We start from the raw sequence: 16,644 nt of genomic DNA, 5'->3' as shown, positions 1-16,644 counted from the left end.
ATGACAATCATTAACTGGCACGACCGCGCCGCCCATTTGAAAATTGATGGCCGCGCGTTGATCGGCGGCCAGCGCGTGTGGCCGCGCAACGAGCAGCGCTTTGACAAGACGTCGCCCATCGATGGACGCAAGCTGGCCGAAGTGGCGCGCTGTGGCAGCGCCGACGTGGATGCGGCAGTGGCGGCAGCCCGCGCGGCATTTGATGATGGCCGCTGGGCCAGTGTGGCGCCCGCACAGCGCAAGCGCACGTTGATCCGCTTTGCCGATTTAATGGTGCAGCACCAGGAAGAACTGGCGCTGCTGGAAACGCTCGACATGGGCAAGCCGATCAAATACAGCCAGAGCGTGGACGTGGCGCTGGCCGCCAATTGCATACGCTGGTATGGCGAAGCGATCGACAAGATTTACGATGAAATCGCACCGACCGCCGCCAATTCGCTGGCGCTGGTGACGCGCGAACCGGTCGGCGTGGTGGGCGCCATCATCCCGTGGAATTACCCGATGCTGATGGCGGCATGGAAGATAGGCCCGGCGCTGGCGGCTGGTAACAGCGTGGTGCTGAAGCCGTCAGAGAAAGCGCCGTTGACGTCGATGCGGCTGGCCGAGCTGGCGCTGGAAGCAGGCATTCCTGCGGGAGTGTTTAACGTGGTGCCCGGCTTTGGCAATGAAGCGGGCAGCGCGCTGGCATTGCACATGGATGTCGACACGATCGGATTTACCGGCTCCACCCGCACGGGCAAGCTGATCATGCAGATGGCGGGGCAGTCGAATTTGAAGCGGGCGTGGACGGAATTGGGCGGCAAGTCCGCCAACATCGTATGCGCCGATTGCCCGGACCTGGATGCGGCCGTATCGGCAGCCATCGGTTCGATCTATTTCAACCAGGGCGAAAGCTGCAACGCGCCATCACGCCTGTTTGTCGAAGAAAGCATCCGCGATGCGTTCATTGAAAAAGCGTTGAAGCTGATTCCGTCGCACATGCCGGGCGACCCGCTGGATAGCGCCACGGAAATGGGCGCGCTGGTCGATGACCAGCAAATGAACACGGTGCTGGGTTATATCGAGTCCGGCAAGTCCGAGGGGGCGCGCCTGCTGGCGGGTGGTGAACGCGTGCGCATGGAGACGGGCGGCTATTATGTGGCGCCAACCTTGTTTGACCAGGTCAGCCAGAACATGCGCATCGCGCAGGAAGAAATCTTTGGTCCCGTGCTGTCCGTGCTGACGTTCAACGACGTGCACGAAGCGGTCAGGCAGGCCAATGCGACGCCATATGGTTTGCATGCAGCCGTATGGACTGCGAACCTGAGTAAAGCCATCCAGGTATCGCGCGCCTTGCGGGCCGGCACGGTGCACGTGAACCAGTACGATGGCGACGACATCACGGTGCCATTCGGCGGCTATAAACAGTCAGGCAATGGCCGCGACAAGTCGCTGCATGCGTTTGACAAGTACACGGAGTTGAAGACGACCTGGATTCAGGTCGGCTAATAGCTGAGGAAAAAGCGGGCGGGCCATTGCGGCCCGCCTTTCCATCAGAAGCAGTGTTCCAGTGCCGGGAAACTGCCATCCTTCACCGCCGTCACGTAGGCAGTGACCGCAGCGCCAATGCTGGTCTGGCCTTCCATGAAATTGCGCACGAAGCGCGCCTTACGGCCCGGGAATACGCCCAGCGCATCGTGCATCACCAGCACCTGGCCGGAGCAATCCGGGCCGGCGCCAATGCCGATGGTGGGAATGGCCAGCAAGTCCGTGACTTCCTTGCCCAGTGCAGTAGGAATGGCTTCCAGCACCAGCAGCGCGGCGCCGGCTTGCTGCAATTTCAGCGCATCGGATTTCAACAGCTCCGCGCTTTCCGTCGTCTTGCCCTGCACCTTGTAGCCGCCCAGCTGGTGCACGGATTGCGGCGTCAAACCCAGGTGGGCGCAGACAGGGATCGAACGCTCCGTCAGGAAGCGCACGGTATCAGCCAGCCATGCGCCGCCTTCGATTTTCACCATGTGCGCGCCGGCCTGCATCAGTTTGACGGCATTGTCGAACGCATCTTCGCGGGTGGCGTAAGTGCCGAATGGCATATCGGCCAGCACCAGCGCCGACTTGTTGCCACGGGCTACGGCGCGGGTGTGGTAGGCCACTTCATCCAGGGTGACCGGCAAGGTGGAGTCGAGGCCATTGCAGACCATGCCCAGCGAGTCGCCGATCAGCAAGACTTCCACGCCGCAGCTATCCATCAGCGATGCGAAGCTGGCGTCGTAGCACGTCATCATGGTGATCTTGTCGCCAGCGGCGCGGCGCGCATTCAGCGCTGGCACCGTCACGGCTTTGCTGGCAACCGGTTTTGCCGGTGCGGGAGTCGTGCCTGCGGCCGGGGCAGGGGTGCTGGCGGCCATCTCATTTCCTTGCAAATAACCAGACATGGTGTTCCTCGAGTAAAGATCGCGGCGGACCGCGGACCGCGTATTCTAACTCTGAACGGTCATTCTTTTCTGAGCGCGGCCTCGAAGTTTCTTATTTGCAATTAGTTGCGGAAAATGAAGTAGACGGCGCCGATCAGGCACAAGGCCGCCCAGATATAGTCGGTTTTAAATGGCTGGCCCATGTAAATCATGGCAAACGGCACGAACACGGCGAGGGTGATGGCTTCCTGCATGATTTTCAGCTGGGCCAGCGAAAACTGCGTATAGCCGATGCGGTTGGCCGGGACTTGCAGCAGGTATTCAAACAGCGCAATGCCCCAGCTGACGATGGCCGCGATATACCATGCCTTGTTGTTCAGGCTTTTCAGGTGGCCGTACCAGGCTACAGTCATGAAGATGTTGGACAGGATCAGCAGGCCGGCCGTTTGCAGGAGGACGGGGATGTTCATGGGAATGTCGGGGTGAGGTGTATCCCAAATAGAGACGATAGTCTCCGTTTGGGATACGGAATGGTGTTACTGAAGGAATTACTCGACGGACTTGAACTCGTCGTACGTTGCATCGCGCAGCACCGCTTGCGTGACTTCCGCCACTTCCGGACGGCCTTTCAGCCATGCCACTGCAGCGTCGAGCTGTTCCTGCGTCAGCGATTTTTCGCCAATCAGCATGCCGTCGGTAGCGGCAAAAGGCTGGCCGCCGCCGAAGCAGGCCACGTACAGGTGGTTCGCTTCGACCCACTCGATCCACGCGCCCAGCCACGCTTCAAAGGCCGCGCTGTCCAGCACGTGCTTGAAGCGCACGGAGATGTCGCCGCGCAGCTGTTTATAGTCGCCCAGGTGCAGTTTCTTTTGCTGGCGGTTGTTGGTGTTGCGCAGGCGGCGCTGCGATGGTTGGCGCAGGGTGGTCATACAGTCTCCTTGGTGATGGCCTGGTCTTGGACAGATGATGCAAAACAGCGCGCAGCGGCGCGGCCTGGAATGTGGATATCGGGAGCGATTTCCAGCAGCGGCACCAGCACGAAGGCGCGGTCGCACATGCGCGGGTGCGGTACGGTCAGCGTGGGCGACGCGATCTGCTCTTGCCCAAACAGCAGCAAGTCCAGGTCCAGCGTGCGCGGCGCATTGCGGTACGGGCGCTCGCGGCCATGGGCTTGCTCGATATCGTGCAGGGTTTGCAGCAGCGCGTGCGCGTCCAGCGTCGTGTCGACGCAGGCCACCGCATTGATGTAATCGTCGCCGGACGAATCGATGGGCGCCGTGTGGTACAGGCTGGAGACGGCCGTCACCACGCAGCCGGGCGCCCGTTTTAAGCGCTCGACCGCGTCGAGCACATTGGCGCGCGCATCGCCCAGGTTGGCGCCGATGCCGATGTAAGCAATCACCGCCATGCGGTCACTCGCCATCGGAATGTACTGGTGCGCTGTCGCTGCGGCTGTCGTTACCGCCTTCCCGGTCACGGTTGCGCGGGCCACGGCGCGGCGGGCGTTTGCGTTTGGCGCCGCCGCCACCGCCATGCGATTGCGTGTGCAGGCCGGCAACCAGGTTTTCGCGCACAGTCTCGTCGCCCTCGTAGAATGCGGTCCACCACTGGCCCAGTTCCGCATCGATTTCGCCGGACGCGCAGCGCAGCAGCAGGAAGTCGTAGCCGGCGCGGAAGCGCGTGTGTTCCAGCAGCTTGTACGGGTTTTTGCCGGTACGGCGCTCGAAGCGCGGCTGCATGGCCCAGATGTCGCGCATGTCGGAACCAATCTTGCGCTGCAAGGCCAGTTTTTCCGTTTGCGAATCCAGCACGTCGTCCGCTGCCTGGTGCAGGGCAGGGATAGGGAACTCGCCCGCAGCCAGATACGCGTTCCACTTTTCCAGCACCTGGTGCCACAGCAAGGACGCAAACAGGAAGCCCGGCGATACGGTCTTGCCAGCATGGATGCGGCGGTCGGTGGAGTCGAGCGCCAGGGTGACGAACTTGAAGCCCAGCGGCTGTTCCAGGACAACGTCCAGCAGCGGCAGCAGGCCGTGGTGCAAGCCTTCCTTGCGCAATTGCTGCAGGCAGGCCAGCGCCTGGCCCGACATCAGCAACTTCAGCATCTCATCGAACACGCGCGCCGCCGGCACGTTGTTGATCAGCGGCGCCATCACGCGGATCGGCGCGGCCGTGTGTGGCTCGATCGTGAATTGCAGCTTGGCGGCAAAGCGCACTACGCGCAGCATGCGTACCGGATCTTCGCGGTAGCGTGCTTCCGGCACGCCAATGATGCGCAAGGTCTTGGCGCGGATGTCTTCGATCCCGCCATGGTAATCCAGCACTTCCTGCGTGGCCGGGTTGTAATACATGGCGTTGACGGTGAAGTCGCGGCGTTCCGCGTCTTCCGCCTGCGTGCCGAAAGTGTTATCGCGCAGCACGCGGCCGTGTTCATCTTTCGGCGCGTTATCGACGGCAGGACCGCGGAAGGTCGTCACTTCCAGCAAATCCTGGCCAAACATCACGTGCACGATCTGGAACCGTTTGCCGATGATGAACGCACGGCGGAACAGGCGCTTGACTTGTTCCGGCGTGGCGTTGGTGGCGATGTCGAAGTCTTTCGGCTTCACGCCCAGCAGCAGGTCGCGCACGGCGCCGCCAACCACGAAGGCTTGGAAACCCGCTTCCTGCAGGGTGCTGGTGACGCGCACGGCGTTATTCGACAGCAGCTTCGGGTCGATGCCATGCTGTTGCGGGCCCAGGATCACAGGGCCGCGCGAAGCTTCCTTGCCTTTGACACCAAGGATTTTGCGGATCAGTTTCTTAATCATTGAACAAATGGATGGTAGGCCAGCCTTGTGCGGCGGCGTGGCTGGTCAGGGCGGCGTTCGGGTTGCAGGCAACCGGATGCGTCACCACCGACATCAGCGGAATGTCGTTGTGCGAATCGCTGTAGAAATGCGAGCTTTCAAAGTCTTCCAGGCGCTTGCCCAGCTTTTCCAGCCACGCTTTGGTGTGGGTGACTTTGCCGGCGCCTTGCGTCGGCGTGCCCAGCAGCTTGCCCGTGATCGTGCCGTCCGCCGTGGTTTCCGGCATGGCGGCAATCAAGTGCTCCACGCCCAGCGCATCGGCAATCGGTTTCGTCACGAAGTGGTTGGTGGCCGTCACGATGGCCACCAGGTCGCCCGCGTCCAGGTGCTGTTGCAGCAGCGCTTTCGCGGCAGGGCGGATCGCCGGGGTAATCACTTCGCGCATGAATTGCGCCTGCATGTCATCGAGCTTGGCGCGCGGGAAGCTGGCCAGGGTACCCAGCGAAAATTCCAGGTATTCGACCGGATCCAGGGTGCCGGCCTGGTATTGGGCGAAAAAGCCTTCATTGCGGCGGGCGAATTCTTGCGCATCGACGGCGCCGATGCGGCACAGGAATTGTCCCCATTCGAAATCGGAATCAATCGGCAGCAGGGTGTGGTCGAGGTCAAACAGGGCGAGTTTCATCATTTTTCAGCTTGTTCCTGCAGCCACTCGCGCAGCAGCGGCAGGGTAATCGGGCGTTGGGTTTCGAGGGAATAGCGGTCCAGCGCATCCAGCATTTCAGACAGTGAACTCATGTCACGCCGGTAATGGGAAAGCAAATAGGGTAACACGCCGGCCGACAGCGTCAATCCCCGGGCCGCCGCCGCTGTGGTCAAAGCGGCAATCTTTTCATCGTCCGTCAGGCTGTGCAAACGGTAGATCAGACCCCAGCCCATGCGGGTCCGCAAGTCTTCACGGACAGGCAGCACGGCCGGCGCGACGGCCCCGCTGCACACCATGAAGGCGTTATTGGCGCGGATTTCATTGAACAGCGCGAATGCGTCGATCTGCGCCAGCGGCGACAGCTTTTCACAGTCATCGAGCAGGTACAGGTCGATGTCCGGCGAATAGACGAATTCCGATTCAATGGAAAACGGCGAGATGTAGCGGGCGCGGTCGGCCGCGCCCAATGCACGCAGCAAGTGGCTCTTGCCGGCGCCCATGTCGCCCCAGATATAGGCGAAATGCTCGCGCGACGTGCGGTCTTCGAACTGGCGCATCAGCGCCGCGACTTCCGCATTTTGTCCCACTTCGAAAGAATCGAGGGTGAGCACCGGCTCGGCGCCTAAATCCAGCACCAGTTGTTTCATTGCCTTTGCCCTTGCGTCGTATTCTTCATCACACTACGCATTATAAAAGCTGGAAGACAGGTAGTGGCGGCGCAAGTGCTTGAAAGCCACCATCAGGATGGCGGAAGCGGGCAGCGCCAGCAGTACGCCGACGAAGCCAAACAGTTGTCCAAACGCCAATAATGCGAAAATCACGGCCAAAGGATTCAAGCCGATGCGCTCGCCCACCAGGCGCGGCGTCAGGAAAAAGCCTTCGATGACTTGTCCTGAGCCGTAAATGATGGCCACGGCAATCAAGCCGCTCCAGTCGGTAAATTGCAGCACGGCGGCAATCAGCGCCAGCACCAGGCCCAGGCCGAAGCCCAGGTAGGGAATAAACACCAGCAAGCCGGTCAGGATGCCGACCGGCAGCGCCACGTCAAAACCGGCAATCATCAGCGACACCGAGTAATACACGGCCAGCACCAGCATCACCAGCAACTGGCCGCGCAGGTATTGCGCCAGCAGCGAGTCGACTTCTTCCGCCATGGCGATGGTGCGGCCGATATAGCGGCGCGGCACGCAGTCGGCAATGCGGGCAATCACCTTGTGCCAGTCCAGCAGCAGGTAAAACAGCAGCACGGGCACCAGCAGCACAATAAACAGCCAGCCCAGCACAGCGGTGCCGCCGGCGCGGCCCCACGTCAGCAGCGAACGCCAGATTTCATCGCCGGACGACGCCAGTTGCTGTGTCATTAACTCTTTGATACCGGCGCTGTCGGTGGGCACGTTGATGCCCATTTCGCGCAGGCGCGGACCCAGCGTGTCATTGGCCTTGGCCATGAAGGCGGGAATTTGCGCCTGCAGCAGGGGAATTTCACGCTGCAGCACGGGCGCCACGATCAGGCCCAGCGCCATGATGGTGGCCAGGAACAGCACGACGACAATCACGACCGCCAGCGCGCGGGGCACGCCGACTCGTCCCAGCCGCACGCGTTCCAGCCGGTCGACGCCGGGATTTAATGCATAGGCAATGATGGCTGCCGCTAAAAAAGGCGTCAAAATCGGCCCGAGCGCCAGTAAAAGCAGCCAGAATGCGCCCCAAACCGCCACCCAGAATACCGTCTGCTTCTGTTCTACCGAGAGGGGAAAAGGCATGGGGATGGGGATTTTTGGCTAAAAATGGGTGATTGCACAGTCGATGAGCAGGCATTTTGATAGAATAGCGGTCTTGCCGTTGCTAATGTCAAAAGCGTTAGAAGCGGCCACCGCCTTCTATTTTACCGCCTCCGCTGCGAAATACACCATGAGCCAAACTTCTAATGTTTCCTTGTCCTACCGTGACGCCGGCGTCGATATCGACGCGGGTGACGCCTTAGTTGATGCGATCAAGCCGTTTGCCAAGCGCACCATGCGCGAAGGCGTGATGGCAGGCATTGGCGGCTTTGGCGCCATGTTCGAGATCAGCAAGAAGTACAAGGAGCCAGTCCTGGTGTCCGGCACGGACGGCGTCGGCACCAAGCTGAAACTGGCATTTGAACTGAACCGCCACGACACCGTCGGTATCGACCTGGTGGCCATGAGCGTCAACGACATCCTGGTGCAGGGCGCCGAGCCGCTGTTCTTCCTCGACTACTTCGCCTGCGGCAAGCTGGACGTGCCACAAGCGACTGCCGTGGTCAAAGGCATCGCCCAGGGTTGCGAACAAGCCGGCGCCGCGCTGATCGGTGGTGAAACCGCTGAAATGCCGAGCATGTACCCGGCCGGTGAATACGACCTGGCCGGTTTCGCGGTCGGCGTCGTGGAAAAGGCCAACATCATTGACGGCACCAAGATTGCTCCGGGCGACGTGGTACTGGGCCTGGCGTCGTCGGGCGCCCACTCGAACGGTTATTCGCTGGTACGCAAGATTATCGAAGTGGCAAAACCAGACCTGGAAGCCGACTTCCACGGCCGCAAGCTGGCTGACGTGCTGATGGAACCAACCCGTATTTACGTGAAACCGCTGCTGGCGCTGATGGCTTCGATGGAAGTCAAAGGTTTGGTGCACATCACCGGCGGCGGCCTGGTGGAAAACATTCCACGCGTGCTGCAAGAGCACCTGACGTGCGAACTGGATGGCAAATCGTGGACCATGCCACCGCTGTTCCAGTGGCTGCAGCAACACGGCGGCGTGGCGGATGCGGAAATGCACCGCGTGTTCAACTGCGGTATCGGCATGACCGTCATCGTATCGGCTGAAAACGCAGATGCGGCGGAAGCGCAGCTGAAAGCCGCCGGTGAAACCGTGTACCGCATCGGTAAAATCCGCGCACGCCAGGATGGCGAGCACCAGACGATCGTGGTGTAATGTTGGCAAGGCGCTTGCGCCTGTGATGCCTGAGAGCGGACCATGCCTTGGCATTGTCCGCTTTTTTCTTGTTGGGAGCTTTTTTATGGACCGAGTGCCGGAACAGGAAATCGTGGCTTTGCTGCGAGCGGCACTGCCGTCCGTGCAAGCCATCTATTTATTTATTTGGCAGCCATGCGCAGGGCACGGCGAACCGCGGCAGCGACCTGGACCTTGCAGTCTTGCCGGGCGCGCGGCTGGACCCGCCACAAGTATGGAATATCGGGCAGGGGCTGGCGTCAACGCTCGACTGTGATGTCGACCTGGTGGATTTGCGCAGTGCTTCGACAGTCATGCAATACCAGGTGGTGACGACAGGCCGCCGTTTGTGGAGCAGCGGCTTATCCACTGAGCAGTTTGAATGTATGGTACTCAGTGAGAAAACTGCATTGGATGAGGCGCGGGCGGGATTGATGCAGGACATTCAAAAGGATGGAAGTGTGTATGGCAGCACAGCGCATCAGTGACGACATTATCATCGATAAGGTGGCAACGATCGAACGTCGCGTTGCCCGCGCGCGCGAAGAATATGCCAAGGACCCTGCCACGTTTGCCATCGATCAGACGCGCCAGGATGCGGCTATTTTGAATATCCAGCGCGCCTGTGACGCGGCCCTCGATGTTGGGCAGCATCTGGTACGGCGCGACAAGCTGGGTGTTCCGCAAAGTTCCCGCGATGTCTTTACACTGTTGGCGGCAGGAGGCTGGATTGCCACGCCGCTGGCAGAGGTGCTGAAACGTATGGTCGGCTACCGCAATATTGCAGTTCATGACTACCAGGCGCTGCAGCTGCCTATTACCATGGCAATTATTGAAACGCATCTGGATGATTTTCTGATGTTTTGCCGGGCCATCCTGACGAAGGACCGTGGCGGCTGAAACCTGTTCGGGGAGCGAACATGGCTGGATACAGGATATGTGCTGCAGCAGCGCTGTTTGCACTGGCGCCCGTTTGCCACGGGCAGGCGCAGCCCGCGTTGCCTGCCGCCGCGGGCGGCACGCCGGCCGATACGCGTCCCGTGCTGGTGCTGGGCGGCTCCCAGGAAACCTATAATGCGGTCGGCCCCTGGCTGACCCTGATCTACACGGATGCGCTGGGCCGCCTTGGCTACCGGCTTGACTACCGGCCCTATCCTGCCAAGCGCTCCAGTGTCATGTCCGATACGGGCGGCGCTGATGGCGAAATGCACCGGGCCGCCGGTTACGCGCTGCAGCATCCGGAAATGGTGCAAGTGCCGGTATCGCATTTTTCCTTCAACTTCGTGGCTTATGCGACCCGCCCGTTGGAGTTGCGGGGCGGCTGGCAGGCATTTAAAGATACCCCTTTGCGCGTGGAATACCGCAGCGGCGTCTACCGCGCGGAACAGCATTTGCGGCAACTGGTGCCAGCAGGCCGCCTGTCCACCGCGAATAATTCGCTGTTGGGGCTGCGCAAGCTGCAAGTCGGGCGCAGCGATGTCTACATCGACGTGGATGTATTGATCGAGCCGCTGCTGGCGCAGGAAGAATTCCGCCGGTCGGGCATCCGCAAGGTGGCGCTGATCGAAACGACAGACATGTATGTCCACCTGAACAAACGCCACGCCGGCCTGGCTGTCAAACTGGGCCAGGTACTGGCAGACATGAAGAAGGAAGGCTTGATTGAAAAATACCGGGTCCAGGCAGGTGTGGCGAAATATTAGCGCGGGGAATAACAGGATGCGTATCCGTACGGCGGCATGCATTGCGGCAGGGCTGGTGTGTGGCGCGTGGCCAGCGTGGGCGCAGGAGCAAGCCGATACGCGGCCGGTGCTGGTATTGACTGGCGCGGCGGAAATCCACAGCACGTTCGGGCCGTGGCTCAAGCTGATTTACACGGAGGCGCTGGGCCGCCTGGGGTACCGGCTCGATTACCGCGCTTATCCCGCCAAACGTTCCAGCCTGGTGTCTGACAGCGGTGAATCCGACGGCGAAATCAACCGGATCGCCGAGTACAGCCAGTTGCATCCTGAATTGCTGAAAGTACCGGTGCCGCATTTTGCTATCCGCTTCTCGGCTTACGCGGCGCGTCCGCTGGCGCTGGGGAATGGCTGGCAAGCGCTGAAACAGACGGATTTCCGCGTCGAATACCGCAATGGCGTCGCATTGCCCGGCGTGCAGTTGCCGCAAGTGGTGCCGCCAGAACGCCTGACGGTTGCCAACAGCGCGCTGCTGGGCATGCGCAAGCTGCAAGTGGGACGCAGCGATATTTACGTCGACGTGGAAATGGTGGCCGATGCCGTGCTGGCCAATGAGGAATTCCGCAATACGCCGATCCGCAAAGTGGCATTAATGGACAGCGCCGACGTGTATGCGCATTTGCACAAGCGCCATGCCGACCTGGCGCCGAAGCTGGGCCAGGTGCTGGCAGACATGAAGAAAGAAGGGTTGATCGAGAAATACCGCGTGCAGGCCGGTATTGCCCGCAATTAGCCTGCCCGTTCAGGGCTTGAGGATCTTAGCCACCGGCGCCGGCCGCAAGCGGTAGGCATCCGGCATGCCCGATCCCAGCAAAGGCCGCAAGTACAGGCGGAACGCATCCGTCACATCGGTCCCTTCCGGCGTGATGAACGCATCGTCCATGGTGCGGGTCTTGCCCGCCACCGTTTCCAGCGGCAGCAATGTATATTCAACGGAGTAATAGCCGGTGCGCTTGATGGCGACGGAGCCATCACGGTCGCCCCACATGGCAAATTGCACGGCTTTTTCGCCCACCTCGCGCGCTTCGCGCTGGTCCACGTCGGAGACGCAGCCAATAAAAGAGCGCTGCAAATAGCCAAACGTATCGCCGCGCACGCGCTTGATGCCCAGCTTGTCCTTGATTTCATCGCACAGCAAATCCGCCAGCGCCCCCGTGCCGGACAGTTGCACGTTGCCATGCGCATCGCGCTCCACTTCCTTGGCCAGCAAGGTGGCAATCGGCTCGCCGGAGGCATCGTGGATACCTTCCGAGACGGCGATTACGCAGCGCCCATGTTTGGCATACATGGCTTTCACGTCGGCCAGGAAACGCTCCAGTTCAAAGACCCGCTCCGGCATATAAATCAAGTGCGGGCCATCGTCGGGGAATTTCTTGCCCAGCGCGGAAGCCGCCGTTAAAAAGCCCGCGTGGCGGCCCATGACGACACCGACGTAGACGCCCGGCAGCGATGCGTTATCGAGGTTGGCGCCCGCGAATGCCTGGGCGACAAAACGGGCGGCGGACGGGAAGCCCGGCGTATGGTCATTGCCGACCAAATCATTGTCGATGGTTTTGGGGATGTGGACGCAGCGCAGCGGATAACCGGCGGCCTGCGCCTGCTGGCTGACGATGCGCACCGTGTCGGACGAATCGTTGCCGCCGATATAAAAGAAGTGTTCGATTTCGTGTGCGCGCAATACTTCAAAAATTTGCGCGCAATACTTTTCGTCCGGCTTGTCGCGGGTGGAACCCAGCGCGGAGGAGGGCGTGGCCGCCACCAGTTCCAGGTTATGGCTGGTTTCCTGGGTCAGGTCGACGAAGTCTTCATTGATGATCCCGCGCACGCCGTGCAGCGCGCCATACACGCGGGTCACGTGGCGGTGGCGCCGCGCTTCCAGCACCACGCCCACCAGCGACTGGTTGATGACAGCGGTCGGACCGCCTCCCTGCGCCACCAGAATTTTTCCAGACGACATGCACATCTCCTTCAACGAAGTTGGCCAGCCGTCAGGTTACTCTTTTTTCGCCTCCGCGCCGATATGCTTGCCGAGGAATTTCTCGACGCGGGTCCAGAAGTCGATGCGGTTCTTTGGCAAGGCCCAGCCGTGGCCTTCTTCTTCGTACACGATCCACTCCACTTGCTTGTTATAGGGCGCGATGGCATCGCGGAATTTGTTGCCGTGGTAGAGCGGCACGCGCTTGTCCGCGCCGCCATAGGCCAGCAGCAGCGGCTGCGTGATGCGCGCCGCCTGCAGCAGCGGCGACGTGGCCTTCAACTGTTCGGCATCCTTGACCGGGTCGCCCACCAGAACGGGAATGCCGTACTCTTTCCACATGTCGCTCAAATCCGAGACATAGCTCCAGTGGCCATTGGCCATCAGGCTGATATCCGTCACCCCGACCCAGTTGACGCCGCATTTGAACAAGTCCGGATTGTTCACCAACCCCATCAAGGTGGCATAGCCGCCATAACTGGCGCCCGCGATGCAAATCCGCTTGGGATCGGCCAAGCCTTTATCGACCGCCCATTTCACGCCATCGGCAATGTCATCCTGCATTTTCAAGCCCCATTGCTTCCAGCCGGCCTTGAAGTGATGGTCGCCAAAGCCCGTGCTGCCGCGGTACTCCGGCTCCAGCACGGCATAGCCGCGCGATGCGAGGAACTGGGCTTGCGGGCTCCAGCCCCACTCGCCGCCGCGCACATAAGGACCGCCATGCACCAGCACTACCATCGGCAAGTTTTTGCCTTCGCCTTTAGGCGTCGTGACCCAGGCAGGAATCTGCAAGCCGTCGCGCGCCTTGTAGCGGATAGCATCCTGCTGCGCCATTTGCTCGGGTTTGATGGACGGGCGGGTCTGGCCCACCAGATTCAATGTTTTGGTTTCGCGGTTATAAACCAGCGTGATACGCGGCTGCACGTCCGAATACGATTCCACCAGCACATTGGGTGTTTCTGCGTGGCTTGGCGGCGTCACCAGGTTGATGGTATTGGGCAGCTTGGCATCGATTTCCGCCTGCATGGCTTTCATCGTGTCGTCGAACCACATCGTACCCTGGGCATCGGTTGTGTAGCGCACGCCCAGCAGCTTGCTGTTGCTGAAGATGAGGTGGCCCGTGAAGTCGTAGCCAGCCAGTTCCACCACGGGTTTGTCACTGAGTTTGGCAGTTTCCAAATCCAGTTTGAAGACGGCTGCCTTGTCGCGGCCCGCATGGGCCACCACGTAAAACACGCCGTCCGGGCCGAATGCCAGCGGCATGAAAGCGTTTTTGCCGCCCGTGTAGGTCGCAAAATCCACCAGCATGCGCCATTCGCCAGTCTTGGGGTCACGCAAGTGGATGGCGCTTTTGCCTTTGCTGGCGGTCGTGGCGATGCGTGGCTCGCCTTTTTCATCCAGCAGCCAGCCGGTGGTATCGGGCGGACGCTGGATCGCGGTGTGATGGCCTGTCAGCGTGTTCAGGCGCAGCAGATCGGTTGCCCCCCAGTCGCCAGGACCATTGTAAACACTGCGGTTGACGTAGACATATTCGGAGTCTTGCGCGCCCCGCTGGCCCATCATGTACGTGTACCAGGGCAGCAAGTTGCTCTTGATATGGGTACCGGTTTCGAAGTTTTGCCAGGTGCGATTGGCCAGCTGGCGGAATTTTTCCCCATCGCGGTTCACGGCATACAAGCCGGCGCCAAAGCGGCGGTCGCCCTCGCCCAGCTGTTTATCCGTCGTGTCGAACAGCAGCCGTTCGTCATTGACCCATCTGAAGCTGCCAACGTCGGCGTCGGTGAAATACGCGACCGACTTGACGGAATTGGTGTTCAAGTCCACCACCGCCAGCCGCTCACGCCCGTTGGGGGCGGCCAGCTTGGCGGCCAGATACCGTCCGCTGGGCGATATTTTTGCGCCGCTGAATTCCGGGTTGTTGAAAAAGTCTGCCAGTGACGGCAGCGCCTGCGCTGCAGCGGCAGGCGCCGTGGCGGGCGTGGTTGCGTTGGCAGCCAGCGGCAGGGCGAGCATCAGGGCGGCAATGTGCCGCATAGCGAGATGTTTCATGGTGCGTCTTATTGAGATTGCGTTGTAGTGGCGGAAGATGCGGCAGCGCCGCCGATATGCTTGTCGAGGAATTTCTCGACGCGGGTCCAGAAATCAATGCGGTTTTTCGGCAAGGCCCAGCCGTGGCCTTCTTCGCTGTATTCGATCCATTCCACCTGCTTGTTGGCGGCGCTGACGGCATCGCGGAATTTCGTGCCGTGGATGATGGGGACGCGCATGTCTGCGCCGCCATAGGCCAGCAACAGCGGTTGTGAGATGCGCGCCGCCTGCTGTAGCGGCGACGTGGCTTTGAATTGCTCGGCATCCGTGACAGGATCGCCCACCAGTTCCGGCATGCCGTATTTCTTCCACAGCGGTGAAAAATCGGACGTGAAGCGCCAGTGGCCGGTAAACATCAGGTTGATGTCGGTGACGCCGACCCAATTGACGCCGCACTGGAACAGGCCCGGATCATTGACGAGGCCCATCATGGCAGCATAGCCGCCATAGCTGGCGCCCGCGATGCAGATGCGTTTCGGATCGGCGATGCCTTGCGCAATGGCCCATTTGACGCCATCGGCAATGTCATCCTGCATTTTCAGGCCCCATTGCTTCCAGCCTGCGCGGAAGTGCTGGTAGCCATAGCCTTCGCTGCCGCGGAATTCCGGTTCCAGTACCGCATAGCCGCGCGAGGCAAGGAATTGGCTTTCCGGGTGCCAGCCCCACTGGCTGCCGCGGGCGTACGGGCCGCCATGCACCAGCACGACCATTGGCAGGTTTTTATCGGCGCCGGCAGGTTTGGTCAGCCAGACAGGGATCCGCATGCCGTCGCGCGCCGCATAGTACTGCAAGTCTTGCGCGCCCATTTGCGACGGCTTGATGTTCGGATGCGAGTGGCCTGCCAGGTTCAGCGTCTTTTTGTCTTTGTCATAGATGAAGTACGCGCGCGGCTGGCGGTCGGAATACGCCTCCACCAGCAGGTATGGGGTTTCCGCGCGCACGGGCGGCGTCACGACATTGGCCGTGCGGGGCAGCTTGGCGTCGATTTCCTGCTGTATCGCCTGCATGCCGGCATCGAACCATTGCGTCCCTTCGCCATCGGCAACGAAGCGCACGCCCAGCAATTTCCCCTGGCTGAATATCAGCTTGCCTTTGAAATCATAGCCATCCAGCCTCACCAGCGGCTTCTGGCTGATGACGCCAGTTTCCAGGTTCATTGTATGGACGGCCGCAACGCCTTTGTCTTCGCTGGTGCTGGTGCGGACATACAGCGTACCGTCGCTGCCAAAGGCCAATGGTTCGTAATAGCCTTGGCCGCCTTTGAAAATGTCGGCGCTAGCCACCTTGCGCCACTTACCATCTTTCGGCTCGCGGTAATGCAATACCTGCTGGTTGCCTTCAATCGTGAGGGCAATCCGGGGCTCGCCTTGAGCGTCCAGCAGCCAGCCACGCGTGTCGCCAGGGCCTTCGACAGTGGTGTGGCGCAACGTGCGTGTGTTCAGCTTCAGCAACTCAACATGGTCATAATCGCCGGGCGCGTTGACGTTGATGTTCTCAACATACACCTGTTCGGAATCCTGGGCGCCATCCTGGTCCAGCATGAAGGTGTGCCAGGGCAGCAAATCTTTCACGTCGTCGCCAAAGCGGAAAAATGGATTGTTGTGCCGCGCCAGCTGGCGGAAAGACTGCCCGTCGCGGTTCACCGCATACAGGCCGGGACCATAGCGCAGTTCGCGCTGGCCGATTTGCTTGTCAGTCGTGTCGAACAGCAGGCGCTCGTCGCTGATCCACGCAAAGTTGCCGACGTCCGCGTCCTTGAAAATAGCGACCGATGCCGCGGTCGTGTTGACCAGGTCCACCACGGCAAGCTGCTCGCGGCCATTTTGCGCCACGCGCTTGGCCGCCAGGTAGCGGCCGCTGGGCGACAGCTTGGCGCCGCTGAAGTCTGGATTATTAAAGAAATCCGCAGCAGGTATCCGTGTGGCGCCGGCGGCATGGCAGGGGAGGGCAACGGACAATGCGGCGGCAACGGCTAGCGCGC

General features: G+C 60.8%; 17 protein-coding genes. 6 read left to right on the top strand and 11 right to left on the bottom strand.

Annotated features, from left to right (window positions below):
* Entirely contained in the window at window positions 1-1,488 is a 1,488-nt protein-coding gene (locus GM668_RS03665) for an aldehyde dehydrogenase (RefSeq protein ID WP_155437522.1), read from the top strand.
* Between the two features lie 44 nt (window positions 1,489-1,532).
* Here GM668_RS03665 and panB read toward each other — a convergent pair whose 3' ends face one another.
* From panB to GM668_RS03625, 8 genes are all read right to left on the bottom strand, one after another.
* Window positions 1,533-2,414, bottom strand: a complete 882-nt coding sequence (gene panB / locus GM668_RS03660; protein ID WP_211923339.1) for a 3-methyl-2-oxobutanoate hydroxymethyltransferase — start codon at window positions 2,412-2,414, stop codon at window positions 1,533-1,535.
* A 101-nt stretch (window positions 2,415-2,515) separates the two neighbouring features.
* Window positions 2,516-2,863, bottom strand: coding sequence for a DMT family protein (locus tag GM668_RS03655; protein ID WP_155437520.1), 348 nt, complete (start codon window positions 2,861-2,863; stop codon window positions 2,516-2,518).
* 78 nt (window positions 2,864-2,941) lie between these two features.
* A complete protein-coding gene (locus GM668_RS03650; protein WP_155437519.1) occupies window positions 2,942-3,322 on the bottom strand; it encodes a 50S ribosome-binding protein YggL in 381 nt (126 codons plus the stop codon).
* Window positions 3,319-3,816: a 2-amino-4-hydroxy-6-hydroxymethyldihydropteridine diphosphokinase gene (gene folK, locus GM668_RS03645; RefSeq protein WP_155437518.1), complete on the bottom strand. Its 498-nt coding sequence runs from the start codon at window positions 3,814-3,816 to the stop codon at window positions 3,319-3,321. The genes GM668_RS03650 and folK overlap by 4 nt, the downstream gene beginning before the upstream one ends.
* The gene (gene pcnB / locus GM668_RS03640) at window positions 3,806-5,203 is read right to left on the bottom strand and encodes a polynucleotide adenylyltransferase PcnB (RefSeq protein WP_155437517.1); all 1,398 of its coding nucleotides are present in this window, start codon (window positions 5,201-5,203) and stop codon (window positions 3,806-3,808) included. The genes folK and pcnB overlap by 11 nt, the downstream gene beginning before the upstream one ends.
* Window positions 5,196-5,867, bottom strand: coding sequence for a histidinol-phosphatase (locus GM668_RS03635; protein WP_155437789.1), 672 nt, complete (start codon window positions 5,865-5,867; stop codon window positions 5,196-5,198). The genes pcnB and GM668_RS03635 overlap by 8 nt, the downstream gene beginning before the upstream one ends.
* On the bottom strand, window positions 5,867-6,535 hold the full coding sequence (gene hda / locus GM668_RS03630; protein ID WP_155437516.1) for a DnaA regulatory inactivator Hda: 669 nt from the start codon (window positions 6,533-6,535) through the stop codon (window positions 5,867-5,869). The genes GM668_RS03635 and hda overlap by 1 nt, the downstream gene beginning before the upstream one ends.
* Before the next feature lie 33 nt (window positions 6,536-6,568).
* Entirely contained in the window at window positions 6,569-7,651 is a 1,083-nt protein-coding gene (locus GM668_RS03625; protein WP_155437515.1) for an AI-2E family transporter, read from the bottom strand.
* A gap of 148 nt (window positions 7,652-7,799) precedes the next feature.
* On the opposite strand from GM668_RS03625, the gene purM reads away from it, so the two are divergent.
* Genes purM through GM668_RS03600 form a run of 5 tightly spaced genes read left to right on the top strand, consistent with a single transcriptional unit; the run spans window position 7,800 to window position 11,333 of the window.
* Window positions 7,800-8,843, top strand: a complete 1,044-nt coding sequence (purM, locus tag GM668_RS03620) for a phosphoribosylformylglycinamidine cyclo-ligase (protein ID WP_155437514.1) — start codon at window positions 7,800-7,802, stop codon at window positions 8,841-8,843.
* Between the two features lie 47 nt (window positions 8,844-8,890).
* A complete protein-coding gene (mntA, locus tag GM668_RS03615) occupies window positions 8,891-9,349 on the top strand; it encodes a type VII toxin-antitoxin system MntA family adenylyltransferase antitoxin (RefSeq protein WP_229498876.1) in 459 nt (152 codons plus the stop codon).
* A complete protein-coding gene (gene hepT / locus GM668_RS03610; protein ID WP_155437513.1) occupies window positions 9,327-9,761 on the top strand; it encodes a type VII toxin-antitoxin system HepT family RNase toxin in 435 nt (144 codons plus the stop codon). The genes mntA and hepT overlap by 23 nt, the downstream gene beginning before the upstream one ends.
* Before the next feature lie 20 nt (window positions 9,762-9,781).
* A complete protein-coding gene (locus GM668_RS03605; protein WP_155437512.1) occupies window positions 9,782-10,564 on the top strand; it encodes a type 2 periplasmic-binding domain-containing protein in 783 nt (260 codons plus the stop codon).
* 16 nt (window positions 10,565-10,580) lie between these two features.
* Complete coding sequence (locus GM668_RS03600; protein WP_155437511.1) at window positions 10,581-11,333, top strand: hypothetical protein; 753 nt, start codon at window positions 10,581-10,583, stop codon at window positions 11,331-11,333.
* A 9-nt stretch (window positions 11,334-11,342) separates the two neighbouring features.
* Here GM668_RS03600 and GM668_RS03595 read toward each other — a convergent pair whose 3' ends face one another.
* From GM668_RS03595 to GM668_RS03585, 3 genes are read right to left on the bottom strand one after another with little or no spacing between them, the layout of a single operon-like run.
* Window positions 11,343-12,557, bottom strand: a complete 1,215-nt coding sequence (locus tag GM668_RS03595) for a 6-phosphofructokinase (RefSeq protein ID WP_155437510.1) — start codon at window positions 12,555-12,557, stop codon at window positions 11,343-11,345.
* A 36-nt stretch (window positions 12,558-12,593) separates the two neighbouring features.
* Window positions 12,594-14,624: an alpha/beta hydrolase family protein gene (locus GM668_RS03590; RefSeq protein ID WP_155437509.1), complete on the bottom strand. Its 2,031-nt coding sequence runs from the start codon at window positions 14,622-14,624 to the stop codon at window positions 12,594-12,596.
* A gap of 8 nt (window positions 14,625-14,632) precedes the next feature.
* The gene (locus GM668_RS03585; RefSeq protein ID WP_229498874.1) at window positions 14,633-16,621 is read right to left on the bottom strand and encodes an alpha/beta hydrolase family protein; all 1,989 of its coding nucleotides are present in this window, start codon (window positions 16,619-16,621) and stop codon (window positions 14,633-14,635) included.
* Window positions 16,622-16,644 lie beyond the last annotated feature (23 nt).

The organism is Pseudoduganella ginsengisoli (assembly GCF_009720865.1).
Classification (GTDB): domain Bacteria; phylum Pseudomonadota; class Gammaproteobacteria; order Burkholderiales; family Burkholderiaceae_D; genus Rugamonas; species Rugamonas ginsengisoli.
This window is presented reverse-complemented; position numbering and strand designations above follow the sequence as displayed.